The 19,400-nt window shown below is 35.4% G+C and carries 15 protein-coding genes; 4 read left to right on the top strand and 11 right to left on the bottom strand.

From position 1 onward, the window contains the following. Window positions 1-6: 6 nt before the first annotated feature. On the bottom strand, window positions 7-2,043 hold the full coding sequence (locus Q3Y49_RS14775; RefSeq protein ID WP_303269209.1) for a carboxy terminal-processing peptidase: 2,037 nt from the start codon (window positions 2,041-2,043) through the stop codon (window positions 7-9). Between the two features lie 70 nt (window positions 2,044-2,113). Next, window positions 2,114-3,433, bottom strand: coding sequence for a serine hydrolase domain-containing protein (locus Q3Y49_RS14780; protein WP_303269210.1), 1,320 nt, complete (start codon window positions 3,431-3,433; stop codon window positions 2,114-2,116). Window positions 3,434-3,644: 211 nt separating this feature from the next. Between Q3Y49_RS14780 and Q3Y49_RS14785 the strand changes: the two genes are divergently transcribed. Next, complete coding sequence (locus Q3Y49_RS14785; RefSeq protein WP_303269211.1) at window positions 3,645-4,793, top strand: lycopene cyclase family protein; 1,149 nt, start codon at window positions 3,645-3,647, stop codon at window positions 4,791-4,793. On the opposite strand, the gene Q3Y49_RS14790 is transcribed toward Q3Y49_RS14785, so the two are convergent. The 6 genes from Q3Y49_RS14790 to Q3Y49_RS14815 form a co-directional block, all read right to left on the bottom strand. Continuing rightward, window positions 4,790-6,088 (bottom strand): sensor histidine kinase, encoded by a 1,299-nt coding sequence (locus tag Q3Y49_RS14790; RefSeq protein ID WP_303269213.1) that lies wholly within the window; start codon window positions 6,086-6,088, stop codon window positions 4,790-4,792. The genes Q3Y49_RS14785 and Q3Y49_RS14790 overlap by 4 nt on opposite strands. Window positions 6,089-6,423: 335 nt before the next feature. Further along, the gene (ffh, locus tag Q3Y49_RS14795) at window positions 6,424-7,755 is read right to left on the bottom strand and encodes a signal recognition particle protein (protein ID WP_303269215.1); all 1,332 of its coding nucleotides are present in this window, start codon (window positions 7,753-7,755) and stop codon (window positions 6,424-6,426) included. A gap of 149 nt (window positions 7,756-7,904) precedes the next feature. Then, on the bottom strand, window positions 7,905-8,894 hold the full coding sequence (locus Q3Y49_RS14800) for a tetratricopeptide repeat protein (protein WP_303269216.1): 990 nt from the start codon (window positions 8,892-8,894) through the stop codon (window positions 7,905-7,907). A gap of 153 nt (window positions 8,895-9,047) precedes the next feature. Further along, a complete protein-coding gene (locus Q3Y49_RS14805; protein WP_303269218.1) occupies window positions 9,048-10,244 on the bottom strand; it encodes a DEAD/DEAH box helicase in 1,197 nt (398 codons plus the stop codon). After that, on the bottom strand, window positions 10,180-11,397 hold the full coding sequence (locus Q3Y49_RS14810; protein WP_303269219.1) for a DEAD/DEAH box helicase: 1,218 nt from the start codon (window positions 11,395-11,397) through the stop codon (window positions 10,180-10,182). The genes Q3Y49_RS14805 and Q3Y49_RS14810 overlap by 65 nt, the downstream gene beginning before the upstream one ends. Window positions 11,398-11,468: 71 nt before the next feature. Continuing rightward, complete coding sequence (locus Q3Y49_RS14815) at window positions 11,469-13,316, bottom strand: PAS domain S-box protein (protein WP_303269221.1); 1,848 nt, start codon at window positions 13,314-13,316, stop codon at window positions 11,469-11,471. Window positions 13,317-13,524: 208 nt separating this feature from the next. Between Q3Y49_RS14815 and Q3Y49_RS14820 the strand changes: the two genes are divergently transcribed. Continuing rightward, window positions 13,525-13,929, top strand: a complete 405-nt coding sequence (locus Q3Y49_RS14820; protein ID WP_303269222.1) for a hypothetical protein — start codon at window positions 13,525-13,527, stop codon at window positions 13,927-13,929. 4 nt (window positions 13,930-13,933) lie between these two features. Then, on the top strand, window positions 13,934-14,137 hold the full coding sequence (locus Q3Y49_RS14825) for a helix-turn-helix transcriptional regulator (protein ID WP_303269223.1): 204 nt from the start codon (window positions 13,934-13,936) through the stop codon (window positions 14,135-14,137). Window positions 14,138-14,213: 76 nt separating this feature from the next. Here Q3Y49_RS14825 and Q3Y49_RS14830 read toward each other — a convergent pair whose 3' ends face one another. Together Q3Y49_RS14830 and Q3Y49_RS14835 are read right to left on the bottom strand one after the other, a co-directional pair. After that, window positions 14,214-15,530 (bottom strand): TldD/PmbA family protein, encoded by a 1,317-nt coding sequence (locus tag Q3Y49_RS14830; RefSeq protein ID WP_303269224.1) that lies wholly within the window; start codon window positions 15,528-15,530, stop codon window positions 14,214-14,216. A 69-nt stretch (window positions 15,531-15,599) separates the two neighbouring features. Next, the gene (locus tag Q3Y49_RS14835) at window positions 15,600-17,240 is read right to left on the bottom strand and encodes a TldD/PmbA family protein (RefSeq protein WP_303269226.1); all 1,641 of its coding nucleotides are present in this window, start codon (window positions 17,238-17,240) and stop codon (window positions 15,600-15,602) included. A gap of 116 nt (window positions 17,241-17,356) precedes the next feature. Here Q3Y49_RS14835 and dinB point away from each other — a divergent pair, with 116 nt between their 5' ends. Further along, entirely contained in the window at window positions 17,357-18,436 is a 1,080-nt protein-coding gene (gene dinB / locus Q3Y49_RS14840) for a DNA polymerase IV (RefSeq protein WP_303269227.1), read from the top strand. Window positions 18,437-18,490: 54 nt separating this feature from the next. On the opposite strand, the gene Q3Y49_RS14845 is transcribed toward dinB, so the two are convergent. Beyond that, the gene (locus Q3Y49_RS14845) at window positions 18,491-19,393 is read right to left on the bottom strand and encodes a caspase family protein (protein WP_303269228.1); all 903 of its coding nucleotides are present in this window, start codon (window positions 19,391-19,393) and stop codon (window positions 18,491-18,493) included. Window positions 19,394-19,400 lie beyond the last annotated feature (7 nt).

The following is a 19,400-nucleotide window of genomic DNA, read 5'->3' on the forward strand; positions in this document are numbered from 1 at the left end:
CTGATTTCAACCAATACCGAGCGCAATTAAATCAGCTAATACCACTACTCCTTCTCTTAGATAAGGATCTTTGATTTCCCCATCTGTATTAATTTTATTTATTAGTTCAGGATCTGCTGAAATCTTCTCATTCAATTCATTTGCTGCATTTCTTCGGTCCATAGCAGCCTCATTTTCAGCTTTTCGTTTTTCAATATTTAAGCTGATTCTGTACATGCTCTGCTGATTAACTGCTTCATCAACCTCATTTTTCAAATTTCTTAAATATTGCTCCTCATTTAATCGCTTCTCATGTTTCTCGTTGAGCTTAGCTATAATGTTAGGATCTATATCATTCGATGGAGTGAAATTCGAACTTTCAATTTGATCCCATTCCAACGCACGCTGATAAGAGCTTTCTCCAAATGCTTTGGCAGTGTACGGAGAAGGCATCTTGATGTCCGGACGCACACCCTTATGTTGCGTACTGCTTCCATTCACCCTATAATACTTGGCTAAAGTTAGTTTGACTTGGCCTAGTGTATCTTCTACTTTAGGGACAAATTGATTCAAAGAAATAAGATTTTGGACGGTTCCTTTGCCGAAAGTATTTTCCCCTACAATCACTCCCCTTTTATAGTCCTGAATAGCTCCTGAGAAAATCTCTGATGCAGATGCACTAAATCTGTTCGTTAAAATGGTTAATGGCCCACCATAGTAAATTTCTTCGTCTTCATCTTTACCAACTTCTATACTCCCATCAGAATCTCTAATCTGTACCACCGGTCCTTCACTAATAAACAAACCGCTTAATTCTATAGCTTCTTGAAGGGAGCCACCGCCATTTGAACGCAAATCGACTACAATTCCATCTACCTTTCCCTTGATGGTATCAAGAATAGCTTTTACATCCCTTGTAGTACTTCCATAATCCTTGACACCGGCTCTCATGTCCTCAAAGTTCATGTAGAATGATGGAATAGTGATAATGCCTACATTATACTGATTTCCGTCACGATATACTTCTCTTATCTCAGCATAAGGCACTTGATTATCTAATTTAATCTTATCTCTAACTATGGTGATTTCCATTGGAACACCCGCAGATACTGATTGGCCAGCTTCAATGATTTGGAGTCTAACAATTGTTCCTTTTGGGCCTCTAATTTTTTGAACAACATCATCTAATCTCCAACCTGTGATATCCACAAATTCGCCTTCTACGCCTTGTGCCACTGCTAATATTTTATCATCTGTATTGATGACCTTACTTTCAAAGGCTGGGCCTCCTGGCACTACTGAAGCAACACGAGTATAATTTCCATCAGTGGTTAATGTTGCACCAATCCCTTCTAAAGATTGGCTCATTCGTATTTTGAAATTTTCGGAAGTAATAGGTGAAAAGTAACTACTGTGAGGATCAAAACTTTCTGCAAAAGTATTCATATAGAGCTGGAAAACGTCTCTACTTTCGTAATCTCCTATAGTTTTTTCTAATCTTGAATATCGTTCTTTCAAAAGCCTTTGAATGGTAGTGTCAGCTTTTTCGTCCAATTTTAAATCTAGGGCTTGACTTTTTATTAATTTTCTCCATCTATCGTTTAATTCTTCTTCAGAATTGGCATAGTCAAGAGAGTCTGAATTAATTGTTAAATACTCTTCTGCTTCATAGTCAAAATCAAATGAAAGGTTATTTTCTACATAGTCCATTCTCTCCATAAACCTTTCACGAAATACATTGAATATTTCGTAAGGTGGTAATAGATAACCTAATTTAATATGGTCATCCAAACGCTCCCTATATTTTTTGAAGGCTTCGATATCTTTTTTGAGAAAATAATGCTTATTGACGTCTAGCGAAGATAAATAGTCATCATAGATAATAGTGGAAAGCTCATCGTCAATAGGAACCTTTTCATAATGGTATTGAGTCAATAATCCTGCAACCAATCTTGCTTCCATTGACTGATCTTGAGTGGGGCTTAATTTCGCGAATTTTTCGTTTTGCGCCCATCCTGCATAGTTAAACAGGAAAATAACTATAATTATAAGTATCTTCTTCATGTTGAAATTGTTGTAGTTCAGGATATTGAACGGAATATTGTTATTTTATTTTATTGAATTTGATAAACGGTCAAATTGCATTTGGTAATATACTAAATGAATTATGATTTTGATAAAACAAATTTAGTTGATGATTATCCAAATCAGAAATCGACTTATCCATCATCCATTTGATATATCGGTTAAACCTATGTCCCATCCAGACACTGGAATTTAAAACAACAGCATATGTATAACCGTCATCTTTTCTGTTTATAAAACACGCTGATCCAGCTAATGTTCCAGTTCTCCAGTAATTATCACCTCTAGCCCCTTTCCAACCAAATGCATCTGTATACCGATTCCCATTTACCATCATTTCACGACTCTCTTCAGAAAGTAGTTGGTAAGTACTATTTGGATCTACAAGGCTTACTAATTTCGCCAATTGTGATGCATTGGCAATCCACCCTCCTGCCGCACCTAAAGTATTGATATCACTGCCTCCGTAGGGTTTTTCGACTGACTGATAATTACCATCGTAGGACTCAAATTGGTAAGCACCTGGATGATTATAGTAGTGTACTTCGAAAGGTCTCCTCTCCCACTCATAATTGCCAGAAATCCTCATACCAAATATCCCATTTGGTTCTAAAATATTATCAATCACATAATTCTCATAAGTGGCTCCAGTTTTCTGTTCAATAATCTTGCCTAAAAGCATATATCCAAAATTAGAATATGCATATTGGGTGCCCGGTCTATATCTCAACCGTCTGTGTTCTAATACAAATTCTATGATATCATCATCAGTTGGGGGCCCTTCAAGATTCATAATTCTTTTGATTTTCGAAGCCTGAAACATAAAATCACCGTCTCGCCAACTCCAACCTCCTTTATGATTTAATAGGTGTTTTACTTTTATCTTACTATGGTTTTTGTCTTTTATTTCTGTGAAATGGGAAAAGATCCCCTCTTTTCCAAATACGTTTTCCTCCAAGTCAATAATTCCATCATCTACCATTTTCATAATAGTAATGGCAGTTACCAGTTTCGAAGCACTCGCGATTCTAAATAAATGTTGAGTTTTTACGGACTCTTGGGTTTCAAGATTGGTCAAACCATATCCCTTTGAATAAATCAACCGGTTGTCTTTCATTACCGCTACGGAAGCCCCCTTAATATCCCATCGTCTTAAAAATTTATTAATACTTTCATCAAATTCCTGACTAAAATCAGCGGTGTCCATTACAGGAGCAGGACTAACAAGATTAAAATTAAGGTAATTTAGTTGGGTATGGGAGTCTGCATCAACGGAACGAGTGAAAGCGACCTCTGACGTGGTATAAAAGGCAAAACTAATTGCAGTTACCCCTAATACTATTGCAATTATAATTGTACTCTTCTTCAATTTAAGACGGGAATTGGTTCGTATATTTTTAAAAATATTTTGATAATATAAGCGTATTAGTGCAAATATAAAATATTTTGAATGAAATCCGCACTTTTAGCTCGTGCCTGATTAACGTGCCATAAATAAAATAATTCCGCTTTATTAAGATTTCTTTTAACATTAGGCTTAATTTTATACTTAAACTAAAATCATAAAAGCTAGAAAATAAATGAAATATGACTACATCATAGGAGGAGCTGGCTTGGCTGGCTTAACATTAGCTTGGCAAATGATTGAAAGCAAACTACTTGAAAATAAACAATTGCTTTTGATTGACGCTGATTCTAAACAAAGCAATGACAGAACTTGGAGCTTTTGGTCAGAGCCAAAGATATGGATCACAGATTTACCTATAAAACAATCTTGGGATCGGGCAATTGTAAGAGGAAAAGACTTTGATTTGACTCAATCCTTGTCTCCTTATCGTTACTATAACATCAGAGGTATTGATTACTACCAGTTTGTATTCAACAAATTAAACAAACACCCTCAAATAACTTTTATTCAGGAGGTTATAGTGTCAGAGGACGAAGAAAATAAATGTGTACATACTGAGAAAACCAGCTTTTATTATGATTCCTATTTCTTCAAGTCGTATTTCTTTCCTGATCAATTAAAGTTAATGAATAGATCAGGAAAGCATTTTATATGGCAACATTTCTATGGATGGAAAATACAAACAGATCATGCTGTTTTTAATCCTAGTGAAATCACATATATGGATATGCAAGTACCTGAAGTAAAGGGAGGTTTAAGTTTTGCCTATATTTTGCCTACCTCAGAAGATCAAGCCTTGGTGGAATTCACCTTGTTTTCCGCTGATTTATGGACGAAAGAAGAATATGAAACAGCCTTAAAAAATTATATACATCAAAATTTAGGACTTCAGGATTTTAAAGTTCTGGACGAAGAGTTTAATAAAATCCCGATGACTACTGCGATTCTATCGAAAAGGAACAAAAGCATCGTGCCAATTGGCACTATCGCAGGAACAGTGAAACCAAGCACTGGATATAGTTTTGTCAGAAATTTCTATCATATACAGCAAATAATTAAGGTTCTAGAAGGAAAGTCAAATAATTTTGACATAAAAAGCTCTAGCAGATTTAGATTTTATGATGAAGTCTTGCTGAATGTTTTGATTACAGAAAAGCGTACAGGCCATGAAGTGTTCGGAAATTTATATAAAAAGAATAAACTGCCGCTTCTACTTAAGTTTCTTAATGAGGACACTAATCTCTTGGAAGATTTAAAAATTATGAATACTGTGCCCAAATGGTCCTTTATAAATGCAGTGGCTGAAGAAGTGATCTCTTAAAGTTTGATGGGAATAGATGTCCTAAACTCGGTTTCCTTTTCAACATCGGAGTAATTTAAGTTGATATCACCGTTGAGCTTATTGGTAATAATTTTACAGATATATAAACCTAAACCTGGTCCTTTAGGTATCTCAGAACCGACATAGAAAAGGTTGAAAATATTATCTTTCTGATCTTTTTTAATTCCAATTCCATTATCTTTTACGCTGATAACCAAGTTTTTATCCAGCATTTCAATCTTTACTTTAACCCACTTCTGTAATTTAAGTGGATCGGCAAATCTCACGGCATTGCCGATAAGGTTTTTAAGAATTAAATGAAGTAAGCTAGGATCAATTTGTACGAGCTCTTTCGCTCTATTATCTACCTCGATCGCGACACTTCCCAGGTTTTCTTCCTCGCCATTCAGTCTTTCAAAAACAGTTTCCAAAATCATGTCAATATTGATCTTTTGAACACTTATAGGTCTGGCACTGATTTCATAGACATTGCTTAACCTTTTCAGCATATCGTCCATATGATTTGCAGAATGTCTAAGATGATTTAAGTGATCTGAAATATCATTGTCTTGCTCATATTCCATTTGAATAAGCTGACTTAATCCTTTAAACCTTGCAATTGGTCCTCTTAAATCATGTGCTGATTTGTAAATGAATTCGTCTAGCTCTTTATTCTTTTCTAATAATAGATTATTTGATTTAGATAACTCTCTTGTTCTATCCTGAACTTGTTGATCTAGATTTCTAGCAATATTGAAAAGCTTTTTATTTTGTTCTTGAATTATCCTCTTCGCCTGCTCGAGTTTATTGCGCTCATGATCTAACTTTTCGTTTTGAGACTGAATCTCTTCAAACGCATCTGTTATATCTGCGTTTTTCTGAAGTAGATCTTGTTGAGCGGTCTCAATTTCCTCTTTCTGATCTTGAATAAGCGCTAAAGCTTCACGGTAAGCTTCATTTTGAGCTTTCAACTGATTATGTTGGTGCTCCAAGGTCTTAGTCCTGTCTTTGACAAGGCTTTCTAAATAATTATTATGTCTTTTAATTCTTTTTGAACCAAGATTTATGAAACTAAAGGCGATACCAAATATCCCGATACTCAAAATCGTAAGTGATATGCTTTGAATTGCGGCTGTAAGTTTTACTGGATCTATTTCAATTAAATTGCTCATTACCATATGATTTTCCTGAACTGGCATTGAAACACCAAGTGAAGCCTTCAAGGGCTGTAGGGAAACCAAAAGCAATAAGCTAAAAAGCGTTAAAAAAATGGAATAGTTGAAATATTTTCTCACGAACACCTGTCTTAATATAATACTATTAATGATAAAAAGTTCAATAGATTTTAAAAATTTCTTAAATTACTTAATAATCAATGATTTACACTTACTATATTGAAGTGTCAATTTAATAAAATTATCTACTTAAAAACAAGAAATGATTATATTTAATTTCAGAGATCAACAATATGAATCTTAGTATATTCAATCAATAACCGTAAGATTATATTCTATTCTATTGAAAATAAGCTTTTTACATTTTGAAGGGCACAAAAAAAGCTTGTCTGTAAATTTTTCATTTAGACAAGCTCTTAATTAATTGAATGTAATAAATTAGTATATAGTACAGATTATTTACCGAAAGGATTAAATCCGGCTAATCCTCTTTTGCTACCGCTCATTTTATTCATGGTCTTCATCATCTTCCTCATATCCTTAAATTGTTTCAAAAGGTTATTGATTTCTTGAACAGAAGTCCCACTACCATTGGCTATTCTTTGTTTCCTGCTAGCATTCATCAATTCAGGATTAGTTCTCTCCTCGGTGGTCATGGATCGTATTATTGCTTCAACAGGCTTAAAAGCATCATCATCAATATCCATATCCTTTATTTGTTTACCCATGCCCGGCAACATTCCCAACAGGTCTTTGACATTTCCCATTTTCTTGATCTGCTGTAATTGAGAAAGGAAATCTTCAAAATCAAATTGGTTTTTCCGAATCTTCTTAGATAGTCTGTTGGTTTCTTCCTGATCGAATGTTTCTTGAGCCTTTTCAACCAAAGAAACAACATCACCCATACCCAAAATTCTCTGAGCCATCCTGTCCGGATAGAAAAGGTCAATAGCATCCATTTTTTCTCCACTACTGACAAATTTTATAGGTTTTTCAACAACATTTCGAATTGACAAAGCCGCACCACCACGAGTATCACCGTCTAATTTTGTAAGAACTACACCGTCAAAATCAAGTTGCTCATTAAATGTTTTAGCAGTATTTACAGCATCCTGACCTGTCATGGAATCCACTACAAATAATGTTTCAGAGGGCTTCAGCTCTTTTTTCAAGCTCGAAATCTCTTTCATCATCGTTTCGTCCACAGCTAAACGTCCAGCAGTATCTACTATAACAATGCTCTTCCCATTATCTTTAGCAAATTTAATGGCATTATTTGCGATTTTAACAGCATCTTTATTCTCAGGTTCTGCATAAACTTCCACTCCAATTTGTTCACCCAGTACCTTTAATTGGTCAATAGCGGCAGGTCTATAAATATCACAAGCAGCTAATAGTACTTGCTTACCTTGTTTTTTAAGTCTATTTGCTAGTTTTCCAGAAAATGTAGTTTTACCGGATCCTTGAAGACCAGATATTAATATGGTGGCAGGAGAACCTTCAATACTAATGTCCTCTTGCTTCTCCCCCATCATTTTAGCCAATTCCTCTTGGGTAATTTTGACTAAGAGCTGACCAGGGGAAACTGAAATAAGTACATCACGACCTAAAGCTTCTTCCTTAATTCTGTCTGTCACTTCTTTAGCCACTTTGAAATTTACATCGGCATCAACCAATGCTCTTCTAATTTCCTTAACTGTAGTAGCTACATTTACTTCCGTTATTTGTCCCTGTCCCTTGAGGGTTTTAAAAGCGCGATCTAACTTATAACTGAGATTATCGAACATATCTTATATGAAGTCTAATAATGAATAACAATAATATTTATAATAGAGCATTGAAAAACAACGCTTAAATATCTGTAATTAATTGATGAAATTTTGGGCAAAAATAAGGAATATATTGTATTTATCCGAATAAATAATTGGATTGGATTTTATTCCTTGCAGTATGTGTTTAGTGCTTTCACTCCTTTTTCGTCTCCTAACTCTGCCGATTTCACAAATGCGCTGCAAGCTTCAGGTAGTTGGTCATTCTTTCTTAATGCTTCTCCTAAATAATAGTTGGCTGATGGTAGGTCTTTTTTCCTTTCCAAGGAGTTTTGTAACTGTCGAATAGCTTCTTCGAACTCTCCTTTCTTTAGCGCAAGTATTCCTAAGTTTCTATAAACATATGGGTTCTTTTCATCTGTTACAATACTTTTCCTTAGATCTGCATAAGCCTTATCAAAATCACCTAGAAAAGTATAGATGTACCCCCTATTGTTCAAATAATATGGCTGATTGGCCTGAAGCTCCAATGCTTTATTCACTGAAGCCAACGCTTCATCAAAATTTTCTTGCTCAGATTGAATTAAAGATAATAGGTTCCAGGCATTTGCTTCTTGCGGATTTATTTCCAATGCATCATTTAAATATTTTACCGCTATCTTATATTCTTCCTTATAGTAGTGTACAGCCGCCAAATTTGTCTGTATTTCGGCATTGTTATCATCAAGCTTTAAAGCGGTTGTAAATGATAGTTCTGCTTCCTCATAGTTTTTCAAACCTACCAAAGCCAACCCCTTAGCCAAATGAGTAAAAGCGGAATCCTGATAAACCTTCAATACCGGCTCCAGGTCATCCAGAGATCGGTAATATTCTCCTGTTTGATAAAAGGCATTACTTCTATTGTAATAAGCCCTAGTGTATTCTGGATTATATTGCAATGCTTTGCCGAACGCTTGAATAGCTTCATATGGGTGACCATCTTGATAATGCGCTACTCCTAAGCCATTCCAGGCAGAAGCATTCTCATTATTAAGATCAATAGCACTTTCAAAATAGTCTATGGCTTGCTTACTTTGTCTTTTGTCTAAAGATTGATAGCCTTTCTGAATTAAGCTTTCTTGTCTCTGTTCTTTGTTTGAACAGGACAAAAAACTCATTAGAAATATAATTAGAATAATACTTCTCATTATAATTTTAATTCTATGTTTCAAATGTATCCTCTTTAAAAGAGGTGGATTAAAGACTTGATTCGCTTAACAGCTAAAAATCAATTACTTACTTTATGACAGATCAAATTTAAAATTGAATCATCAACCAAAAGGGACCTGCTTTATTTTAAGCCCTAACTCTTGCTGAATTTTTTTGATTTGTGTTACTTCATTTTTTGTACAAAGGGCCATGCTAATGCCAGTCTTGCCTGCTCTAGCAGTTCTTCCACTTCTATGAATGTAGTAATCAATTTGTTTTGGGATTTCAAAGTGCACAACGAAAGCCAAATTTGCTACATCAATACCCCTAGCTGCCACATCAGTGGCAATTAATAAATCAAGCTTTTTACTTTTAAAAGCTCTCATTTCTTTATCCCTATCCTTTTGGTGCATATCACCTTCTAAAATTCCGGACGGAAGTTTTCTTGCCTTCAATTGCTCATGAAGCGTTCTTGCCGCATTTTTAGTATTGCAAAAAATAATCCCTCTCTCATTTTTCTGAGTTTTTAGGAAGTAATCCAGCACCATCATTTTTTCATCTGCATCACAAGGAACATATTGATGCATGATTTTCTCATTCACTAGTTCATTACCCGAAGCTTGAATTTGCTTTGCTTTGGGATCTAAATATTGGTTGATGATGTATTTGATATCCGATGGGATTGTAGCTGAAAACAACCAGATGTTTTTTTGCTGTTTCATGGTCGTCAAAATGAATTCTAATTCCTTTTTGAACCCCATGCTCAACATTTCGTCAGCCTCATCTAACACCATCAATTGAGCTTGGCGAATGTCCACTGCTTTTCTTCTTATTAAATCTGCTAGTCTACCCGGTGTGGCCACTAATATGTGTGTAGGTCTTTTTAGGTTTTGTATTTGTCTTTCAATCTTTTCACCCCCGAAGACTACCTCCATAAATACTTTATCTGAGTACTTTGTAAACTTGAAAAGCTGATGCTTGATTTGTTGTGCCAATTCTCGTGTAGGAGATAAAATAACTGCTTGGATTTTATCTTCTTTAAGGTTAATTCGCTCCAAAATAGGTAAACCAAAAGCGGCCGTTTTTCCCGTGCCTGTTTGTGCCTGAGCAACTAAATCACCATTGTTCTGCAGGAGATGGCTGATCACCAGTTCTTGGATTTTGGTTGGGGTGTTAATATTCAATTCCGATAAACCTTGAACCAATTTACTGGATATTCCTAACTCTTTGAATGTCATTTTCTGTATAACTATTTTACTTACTTCTTTTTTTGAAAGACTTTTTCTTTTTAAACCCTCCAGGCTTGTGTCTTTTGGCATTCTCTTGATATTCAGGTCCCTGCCCTATTTGATTTGGCAAGCTATTGGTTTTCATAATTGACTTTTCAATTAATGCTTCAATCCGATTGAATTTCTCCATATCTGCATTATTGACAAAGGTCATGGCTTCACCTTTTGTTGCGGCCCTCGCTGTTCTCCCAATTCTGTGCACATAATCTTCAGGATCTCCAGGAACATCATAGTTGACTACCAGACTAATATTCTCTACATCAATACCCCTAGAAATGATATCGGTACCAATTAATACTTGAACCTTTTTAGAACGAAAATCACGCATAATGACTTCTCTCTCAGATTGGTCCAAATCACTAGAGAATGCCTTGACTGACATGCCTATATTTTTCAACTCTCGTTCTAAGGACTTCACTTTATCTTTCTTACCTGCGAAAACAATAGCTGTCTCATATATTCCTGAACCTAAAATGAACTTTAACAATGGAGTTTTCTGATCATCAAAAGTTAAAAATGCCTTTTGAGATATTCCCGCAGCCGGTTTTGAAATGGACAAGCTAATTTCCTCCGGATTATTCAAAATAGCCCCCGCTAACTTTTTGATTTTTGGTGGCATTGTCGCGGAAAACAAAAGTGTTTGTCGTTTTTCTGGCAATTGCTTGACTATCCGCATGATATCATCATGGAATCCCATGTCTAGCATTCTGTCGGCTTCATCTAAAATTAAATGTTGCACATTATCCAATTGTGTCTCATTTGAATTTAGTAGTGCAATTAATCGACCAGGGGTGGCCACTAATATATCAACTCCAGCTCTAATTGCTTTCTTTTGTTGTTCCCATGCCGCGCCATCTCCACCACCGTAAATAGCTATACTACTTGAATTAGTAAAATACGAAAACCCTTCTATTTGTTGATCTATTTGTTGAACCAGCTCTCTAGTTGGCGCAATAATTAACGTATTTACTCCTTTGCTTTCCTCTCCAGCCGCAATTTTATGAAGAATAGGCAAGACGAAGGCTGCAGTTTTACCCGTACCTGTTTGAGCGCATGCTATTAAATCTTTACCGTCTAATATTTTGGGGATAGCTTCAGTTTGAATGGGTGTGGCTTTATGGAAGCCCATCATTTCCAAACCTTCACTCAGTGTAGGATGAAAATCTAATTCTTTAAATTCCAATTTCTTAATATTTTATCTTTCTGACTTTTCAGTTTTATCAAAGGTAATGAATAGCAATGAAATAAAGCTACTTATTGTATATATTCATCTTTGCTTGGTGTTATCTCCGCTAATTCTGTTTTATTTACTACATCTCTAATTATAGCGTCCAACTCCAATGCACTTCCACGAATTGAGTCGATAATTTTGAATTTTTCGGTTTGACTAATACCGTCATATTTTTCCAGATAATCTATGAGTCCCAAGAGCCTCGCAAGAGGTGCTCTGACCTCATGGCTTTGTATCCACGCTATTTCTTTTAATCTTTCGTTTTGACTTTGAATAGATTTAAAGATCTTATTTCGACCTGTTACGTCCCTTATGATCCCGTGGATTTGTCTTTCAGGTGTAACTTTACAATTTATTTCTGCTGTAATTTCTCTACCCCTTAAAGACTTTAGAGAAACTTCTTCAAAAATGTGACCTTTAGCAAGCAAAACATCTAAAAAGGGTTTTTGTTGTTCATTTTCAAATTTGATAATATCTAATAAGTTGTATTTCTCTAATTCCTCTACAGCGATTCCAGTTAATTCAAGTCCTTTTTGATTCAATTCCTGCAAATTTCCTTTTTCATCAGAAAGAAAAATGGCGTCAGAAGCTTGTGAGACAAGATTCCTATATTTCTGTTCACTCTTTTGCAGTCTCTTGGCGGATAATTTCGTTTCAGTTACTTCCCTGACAACCGCTAAGACCTTTTCTGAATTGATTGACTTAAACCTAGATTCAAAATACTTTCTCCCCTCTTTGAAATCAAGATAATATGAATGTTGAACAATTTCTGATGTACTGATTGCCCTTTGTATTACTTCATAGGTGGCTTTAGCAAAATCTTTGTCAAATAGATGGAAAATAGATTTTCCAATAAAATCTTTAGGATTATAAAACAGCAAGCTATCCTGATAAGCATGAAAATCAAGATAACGCGCATCCTTATCGTAAATAAAAATTAAATCGGGGATGGCAGCAACCATAGAAGTTAAGTATTCATTATTTTCCTCAATTTCTTTGGTTTTTTCTGACAAGAGTGACTCTAATTTTTCCGGTTTCTTTAATATTTGATAAGTATAGAGTCCGCTCCCCACAGAAGATGAAATTGCTAAAAAAATGGTAACTGCTAAGAGCACGTAGACTGCAGGGTCCTGCTTATAATAGGCTGTAAGTTTCCAGCCGGACTCAGCAAAAATATAGTCTAGCGTTAAGGTACCCTCCGCTTCATTCGATGTAAAAAATTCTTCTTTTCCTGTATTGGGATTCTTTTTCGAAAACAAGATATTGATCCCATCTACGTGAGTATTATTTATTCCCGCTGCTTCTAAAAAATCATCGATTTTTATCAATACAGCAGAAAATCCCCAAAAATTACCTTCATAAAAAATTGGTAACCTTCCAACAATACCTTTCCCTTCTTGCCGAAAATCTAATGGGCCTGCGTAATAAATCTTTTTATTATTGATAGCTTTTTCCGCTTCAATTTTAGTATTGGAATTTTTTAGAATATCATATCCAAGTACGCTTTGATGAACGCTATAGGGATAAACGTATTTGATTTCTCCCTTCTCTAAAATCTGCACTCCAAATAAGTACGGATGATTATTCATAATTTCTTCAGCAACATAGTCAAAATTGCTTACAGTATCTTGATCAGTATTGATTGTTAAGCCAACTGAAAAAGCTGCCAAATTACTATTGCTTAGTATTTTACGGATGTTCTCAATTACGAAATTAAGCTCTGACTGCAGTTGTACTGCTTTTTGTTTTTGATAGTATTGGTAGCTTATTAGGATAATTGTAGAAAAAACTATCGCAGTAAATAAACTCACTGCAATCGCTGTACCAAGTAGCTTATTTCTATTTTGATTTTTTTTTGGTCGATAGTTCATTAAGGCCCTTTCGTTACACAGTAAGTTAGTATATTTTACATAAAAATCATTAGCCTTGGAAGAATATGTGAATTCTGTATAATAAAAATCGAAGGGAACAATTTCTAGTTTCTCCTCCCTTAAGTTCAGCTGTAAGATAAAAAAAAGGACAAAATATTTGGACAATATGTAAAGTATAACGTACTTTAAGTAAAATAAACTTATCAATATGAAATTTGAAATGAAGTATCCCTTGTTTAAAAGAAAATGGAAATGGATAGCCATCACATTTTTTCCGCTTCCTTTTGTTATTATGTTACTGTCTATATTGTTAGCGTTTGATTTCCCGCAGGAATCAGTGGGTGATTTCTTTTACCTATGTTGGGCTATAGGATTTACAATATTGAATTTCACAGAGGAAAAGGAAGAAGATGAAATGATTGAACAATTGAGGTTAAAATCATTTACTATGGGTGTGTTTTACCTCATGTGGGGACTGACAGTCTTAGGAATGTTGCAATTCTTTAGTTTTGGATCTTTATTTACAGATTTCATGAGTGCCTACTTAGCAATCTGGCTACTTAATACCTACATTTTTCTAAGTTTCACCTATTACAAATGGCAAAACAGATAATCATATGACCAATAAAGTAAGAGTTGAAAGAGCCGTAAAAGGAATTTCTCAAGCGGAGTTAGCTGAAATTATTGGTGTTTCTCGCCAGACTATAAATTCTATTGAAAGCAATAAATACATACTATCGACAGTATTGGCTTTGAAAATATCTGAGTACTTCTGCAAGTCAGTAAATGAAATTTTCTTTCTTTCTGCTGATGATCGGTAGTAATATGCCTAAAATGTATAAAGCCATGATATGTTGAAGTATCATGGCTTTTTAAATATGAAGTGCAAGCTATAGTTTACACAGCATCTGATAGACTTGTAAAAGTAAAGTCGCGAATTTTCATAACTGGGATAAGATTTCCGTTTATTCGCTGTTGTTGTCCCAATTCTTCCAAGTTATTTAACATAATAATAGGACTTTCATTGAAACGCATATTCTTAATTGGGTGCTTGATTTTACCGTTTTCAATGTAGAAAGTTCCGTCTCTTGTTAATCCTGTATAAAGTAAAGTTTGCGGATCTACGGTCCTGATGTACCACAAGCGTGTAACTAAAATTCCTCTTTTGGTGCTTTTAATTAAATCCTCGGTTGTCGCATCTCCTCCTAGCATGATCCCGTTTGCTGGACCTGGAACTGGTTCAACTCCTTGTTTTTCTGCCCAATAGCGGCTGTAAGACATATTTTTAACTACACCATTTTCAATCCAATTCGTTCTTTCTCTAGCTAGACCATCTCCATTCCACGCATTAGCTGGAACAATTTCATTAAAAGGATCTGAATATATCTGGACCCTTTCGTCTACTAATTTTTCTCCTAACTTTGTGCCACCACCCTTCTTGGATAAGAAACTTCTGCCTTCATCAGCTTGTCTCGCTCCCATATTGAATAACATATTTCCCAGAAGTTGTACTGAAGCGGCCGGTTCCATAATTACCGTATATTTCCCTGGTTCAATAGCTTTAGCCTCTCTACTCATTATAGCTTTTTCAAGCGCAATAGCAGAAGCTTCTTCACCATTAAACTGCTTAACATCATTGTAATCCCTTGAAACCCATCCGGAACCAGTCCCGTCATTAGTTCTCATTGTTACCGTAAATTCTAGTTCCGACTCTTGAGAATAAGCAAATAGCCCTTTTGAATTCATGATACTAGAAAACCCAGCGGTATCTTCTAAATATCCGGCAGCAGTAACATCTTTTGCTTTAGCTGGCTGAATACTTTTGTTAGCCAAATCCGCCCTGTATTCTGGACTGATGTCCGCGGTGCTCTGATAAAAAGTTTTTGATTCTTTATATTGCTGAGGACCTAAAGGCTCCATGAACTCAGGATTTTCTGGTGCAAGTTTCGCCAATTCCTCTGCTCTTTTTACTACTTTTTTAAGCGATTCATCATCAAACTCATTTATTGTGGAAGAAGCAGATCTTTTACCAAAATTTGCCGTCACTCCTAAACTGATATCATCATTAAAACCACTCGTAGTTACTGTATTTCTTGCATAACGAATATTGCCTCTGCCACTTCCTGAAAGGCCTGCTTCCAAGCTATCAGCAGTGGAAAAGCCCATCACTTTTTCCAATATTTGCTTTGCTTCTTCTTTAGATAATATTGCCATTTTTAAAGATTTTTAATTTTAGACTAACAGATTTATTCATTTCTTCTGACATAAACCTTTTATTTAGTGTTAAATATTTCTTGCTGTGTTGATCACATTCACACCATCGAAACGAGTAGTAGCACTTCCATGAGATACCGCACTAATTTGTGATGGCTGTCCCTTTCCGTCAAAGAAGGATCCAAACGTTTTATAATCGTTTTTATCACATATTTTAGAACAAGAATTCCAAAATTCTTGCGTATTCGACTGGTAAGCCACATCATTGACAGGGCCTTTTATTTTTCCATTTTCGATCTCAAAGAATAATGTACCCCCAAATTGAAAGTTATAGCGCTGCTGATCAATAGAGTAAGACCCACGACCTACAATATAAATTCCCTTTTCTACATCTTTAATCATGTCATCAGGACTGTAGCTTTCTTTTCCAGGAGCTAAAGAAACATTAGGCATTCTTTGAAATTGAACATCATTCCAGCTCTGAGAATAACAACATCCATGGGATTCATCCTCATTAATAATGTGGGCTTGATCCCGAATAGCTTGATAGTTCACTAGAACTCCATCTTTAATCAAATCCCATCTTTTGGTTTTCACTCCTTCATCATCATAGCCTACAGCTCCTAACGAACCCTCTTGCGTTTTATCTGCAAACACATTTACAATATCACTACCATATTTAAAATCTTTGCCTTTCCATTTATCCAAAGTTGCAAAACTAGTTCCGGCATAATTGGCTTCGTATCCGAGAACTCTGTCTAGCTCTGTAGCATGACCAATACTCTCATGTATCGTTAAGCCAAGGTGATTAGGATCCAAAACAAGATCATATTTCCCAGCTTTGATAGAATCAGCTTTTAACATCTCCTTAGTTTGCTTACCCGCAAGTCCGGCATCTTCAATCATATCATAACGATCAAAATAATGCATGGTACCACCTGGGCCTTCTTTTTTACTTCCCGGTCTAGGATCCATATACTCAAATCCCATCCCCATTGGTGAACTCAATGCCTGTCTTGACTTGTATTTGCCGCTATCGGGGTCAATTGCAGTCACATTGAAATTAGGCCAGATTCTATGAACATCCTGGTCAATATAGGATCCTTCTGTACTGGCAAAATATTTTTGTTCATTGATCATAAATAGTGCACTGTTTACAAAATTTGCACCATTATTAATAGCTTCGGCATTAGCAGAAAGAAGTAAATCTACTTTTTCTTTTAACGGAACAGCTACAGCATTTTTCTCGAGAGGTGTTTTCCAGCTTACTTCTCCGTAAGATTGAACAGGAGCTAATTGCACTGGTTCAGTTTGTATTTTTCCGTTCGCTTTAGCAATAGCGGTCGCTGTTTCTGCGGCAGATTGAATTCCTGCTTCGCTTACATCGCGCGTAGAGGCAAAACCCCACGTACCATTGGCAATTACTCTTATACCCACTCCGAAAGACTCAGTATTCACTGCATTTTGAAGTTTGTCCTCACGGGTAAAAATATATTGATTTAAATATCTTCCTATGCGGACATCAGCATAAGTGGCACCATTAGCTTTGGCAGCGTTTAATCCTACGTCAGCTAATCTTTTCTTTTCTAAGATATCTAAAGGGCTTTCCAAAAGTCGGTCCATGTCCACTGCATTACCCAATAAAGGCACCGTCAACAAAGCACCGCCTACTCCCATTCCTGCTAGTTGTAAAAACTCTCTTCTCTTCATTTGGTTAATATTAAAAATGAATTGATTTATTTTATGATGAATAATATCCGTTATATTTAATTATTTCACTAATACAAAAGGATAAACGGTATTAGAAAACTTTAAGCGGATAAGCTTTGGAAAAGAAAAGAGAACGCAAAATAATACACATAGATATGGATGCTTTTTTTGCATCAGTAGAGCAAATGGACCAGCCGGAATTAACAGGAAAGCCTGTTGCTGTAGGTGGAAACCGGCAAAGAGGAGTTGTAGCAGCCGCTAGCTATGAAGCGAGAAAGTTTGGAGTCCATTCCGCAATGCCTTCAAAAATAGCTGCCTTAAAATGCAATAATCTGATTTTTGTTAAACCTAGATTTGAAAGATATAGGGAACTTAGTCACCTGATTAGGGAGATATTTTTTAGATATACTGATTTGGTTGAGCCTTTGTCATTAGATGAAGCATATTTGGACGTCACTGAAAATAAATTGGGTATAGAAACAGCAACTGAAATAGCTATTCAAATCAAAAGTGAAATAAAAAGTGAAATTGGTCTTATTGCATCAGCTGGAGTATCCGTAAATAAATTTTTGGCTAAAATAGCTTCAGATTACAGGAAGCCTGATGGGCTATTTATCATAAAACCTCATCAAGTAATTCCTTTTATTGAGCAATTGCCTATTGAGAAATTTTTTGGAGTCGGTAAAAAAACGGCTGAAAAAATGCATAAATTAAATATTAAAACGGGAGCAGATTTACAGTCGAAATCGTATAAAGAACTAATCAAGCATTTTGGCAAACAAGGAAGGTACTTCTATTCGGTAAGTCATGGTGAGGATAACAGAAGAGTTAATCCCAATAGAATTAGAAAATCCGTAGGAGCAGAAAGTACATTCTCAGTTAGCCTCAAAAACAAGTCAGAAATTTGGGAAGCATTACAACCTATAGCAGAAAAATGCTGGAAACGCTATAAACAAAGCGAGGCTAATGCTCATACGCTAACACTCAAAATCAAATTCGATGACTTTCAACAAATAACGAGAAGTAAAACTTTTGAAGACGGAATAGAATCTGCCAACACTTTTGACAAGGGATTAGAAAGTTTAATGGACGTATTTGATTTGAATCAATCGGTGAGACTAGTTGGATGTTCTTTATCGAATTTTGAAATAATAGAGAAAGCAAATAAAGACGGACAGCTTACTTTACGTTTTTGATTTGGACATAAAAAAGGGAGTAAAAAACTCCCTTCCTAAATGAAATGAATAAACTTATTTTCTTCTAATAAATATGAAATCTCCGCCTTCATCTCCGGCACCTTGAATCACTCCAAATTGCGGAACAGTAGGTGCATTATTCATTACAGGCTCGTATATCCTTGCGAAAACAGTAGACGCAGGCAAATAATCAAATTCATTTTCGTCCAATGTTTTAATTAACATGTATACGAAGAAACTTTCATCCGGAACCTCAGTTAAGCTACCGCTTGTAATTGCCTTTCTACTTCTGTCTTTGTAGAGTTCATGAACTTTCAATTGACTCATTCCACCAACAGCTCTAGTCTTAAAAATGCTACCTCCAAAACAGGCATCTGTAATCAATAAAGTATGTTTAGATGGAATCGCACTTATATAATCTTTTATCGTACTATTAGGAATCCAATTTGCCGTACTTTCAGCTTTCGCATCTGATGGTAGCCAATAGCCGAAGTCTTTTGGTTTATCGTAATAACCATGACCAGCATAAAAGATCATTAAATTATCTTTCTCAGTTACAATATCTGCAAGACCATGGAAAGTATCAATTACTGTTTCTCTATTTGGGTCCTTTAACAAAGTCACATTTTTAGGATCAAAATTGTATTTCGTAGTTAGTACTGAATATAACTCTTCCGCATCTTTCGTAGGTTTATCCAAATTTGGAAGATTCGCTCCAGAATATTCATACTTAGAAACGCCAATTATCAAAGCATGATAGGTTGGTTCTGATGACGATCTTAAGGCATCCTTAATAGTTTCCTTTTTTTCAGAAGTAGCTATTTCGGCTTCTCCTCCCCGTTTTTCGGTAGAATAATCCACCGCTACGCTATTACTTCTACCCGAAAAAGTCTGGGCTAATCCTATATGACCTATAAACATCACTAAAAGGATTAATATTTGAACCTTCTTGTTCATAATAATT

The organism is Marivirga harenae, assembly GCF_030534335.1.
In the GTDB taxonomy this organism is placed as follows: Bacteria; Bacteroidota; Bacteroidia; order Cytophagales; family Cyclobacteriaceae; genus Marivirga; species Marivirga harenae.

Coding starts and splice junctions, on each gene's coding strand:
- Q3Y49_RS14775 (WP_303269209.1), bottom strand. CDS start 2,043: ATGAAGAAGATACTTATAATTATAGTTATTTTCCTGTTTAACTATGCA.
- Q3Y49_RS14785 (WP_303269211.1), top strand. CDS start 3,645: ATGAAATATGACTACATCATAGGAGGAGCTGGCTTGGCTGGCTTAACA.
- ffh (WP_303269215.1), bottom strand. CDS start 7,755: ATGTTCGATAATCTCAGTTATAAGTTAGATCGCGCTTTTAAAACCCTC.
- Q3Y49_RS14800 (WP_303269216.1), bottom strand. CDS start 8,894: ATGAGTTTTTTGTCCTGTTCAAACAAAGAACAGAGACAAGAAAGCTTA.
- Q3Y49_RS14805 (WP_303269218.1), bottom strand. CDS start 10,244: ATGCCAAAAGACACAAGCCTGGAGGGTTTAAAAAGAAAAAGTCTTTCA.
- Q3Y49_RS14815 (WP_303269221.1), bottom strand. CDS start 13,316: ATGAACTATCGACCAAAAAAAAATCAAAATAGAAATAAGCTACTTGGT.
- Q3Y49_RS14820 (WP_303269222.1), top strand. CDS start 13,525: ATGAAATTTGAAATGAAGTATCCCTTGTTTAAAAGAAAATGGAAATGG.
- Q3Y49_RS14825 (WP_303269223.1), top strand. CDS start 13,934: ATGACCAATAAAGTAAGAGTTGAAAGAGCCGTAAAAGGAATTTCTCAA.
- Q3Y49_RS14830 (WP_303269224.1), bottom strand. CDS start 15,530: ATGGCAATATTATCTAAAGAAGAAGCAAAGCAAATATTGGAAAAAGTG.
- Q3Y49_RS14835 (WP_303269226.1), bottom strand. CDS start 17,240: ATGAAGAGAAGAGAGTTTTTACAACTAGCAGGAATGGGAGTAGGCGGT.
- Q3Y49_RS14845 (WP_303269228.1), bottom strand. CDS start 19,393: ATGAACAAGAAGGTTCAAATATTAATCCTTTTAGTGATGTTTATAGGT.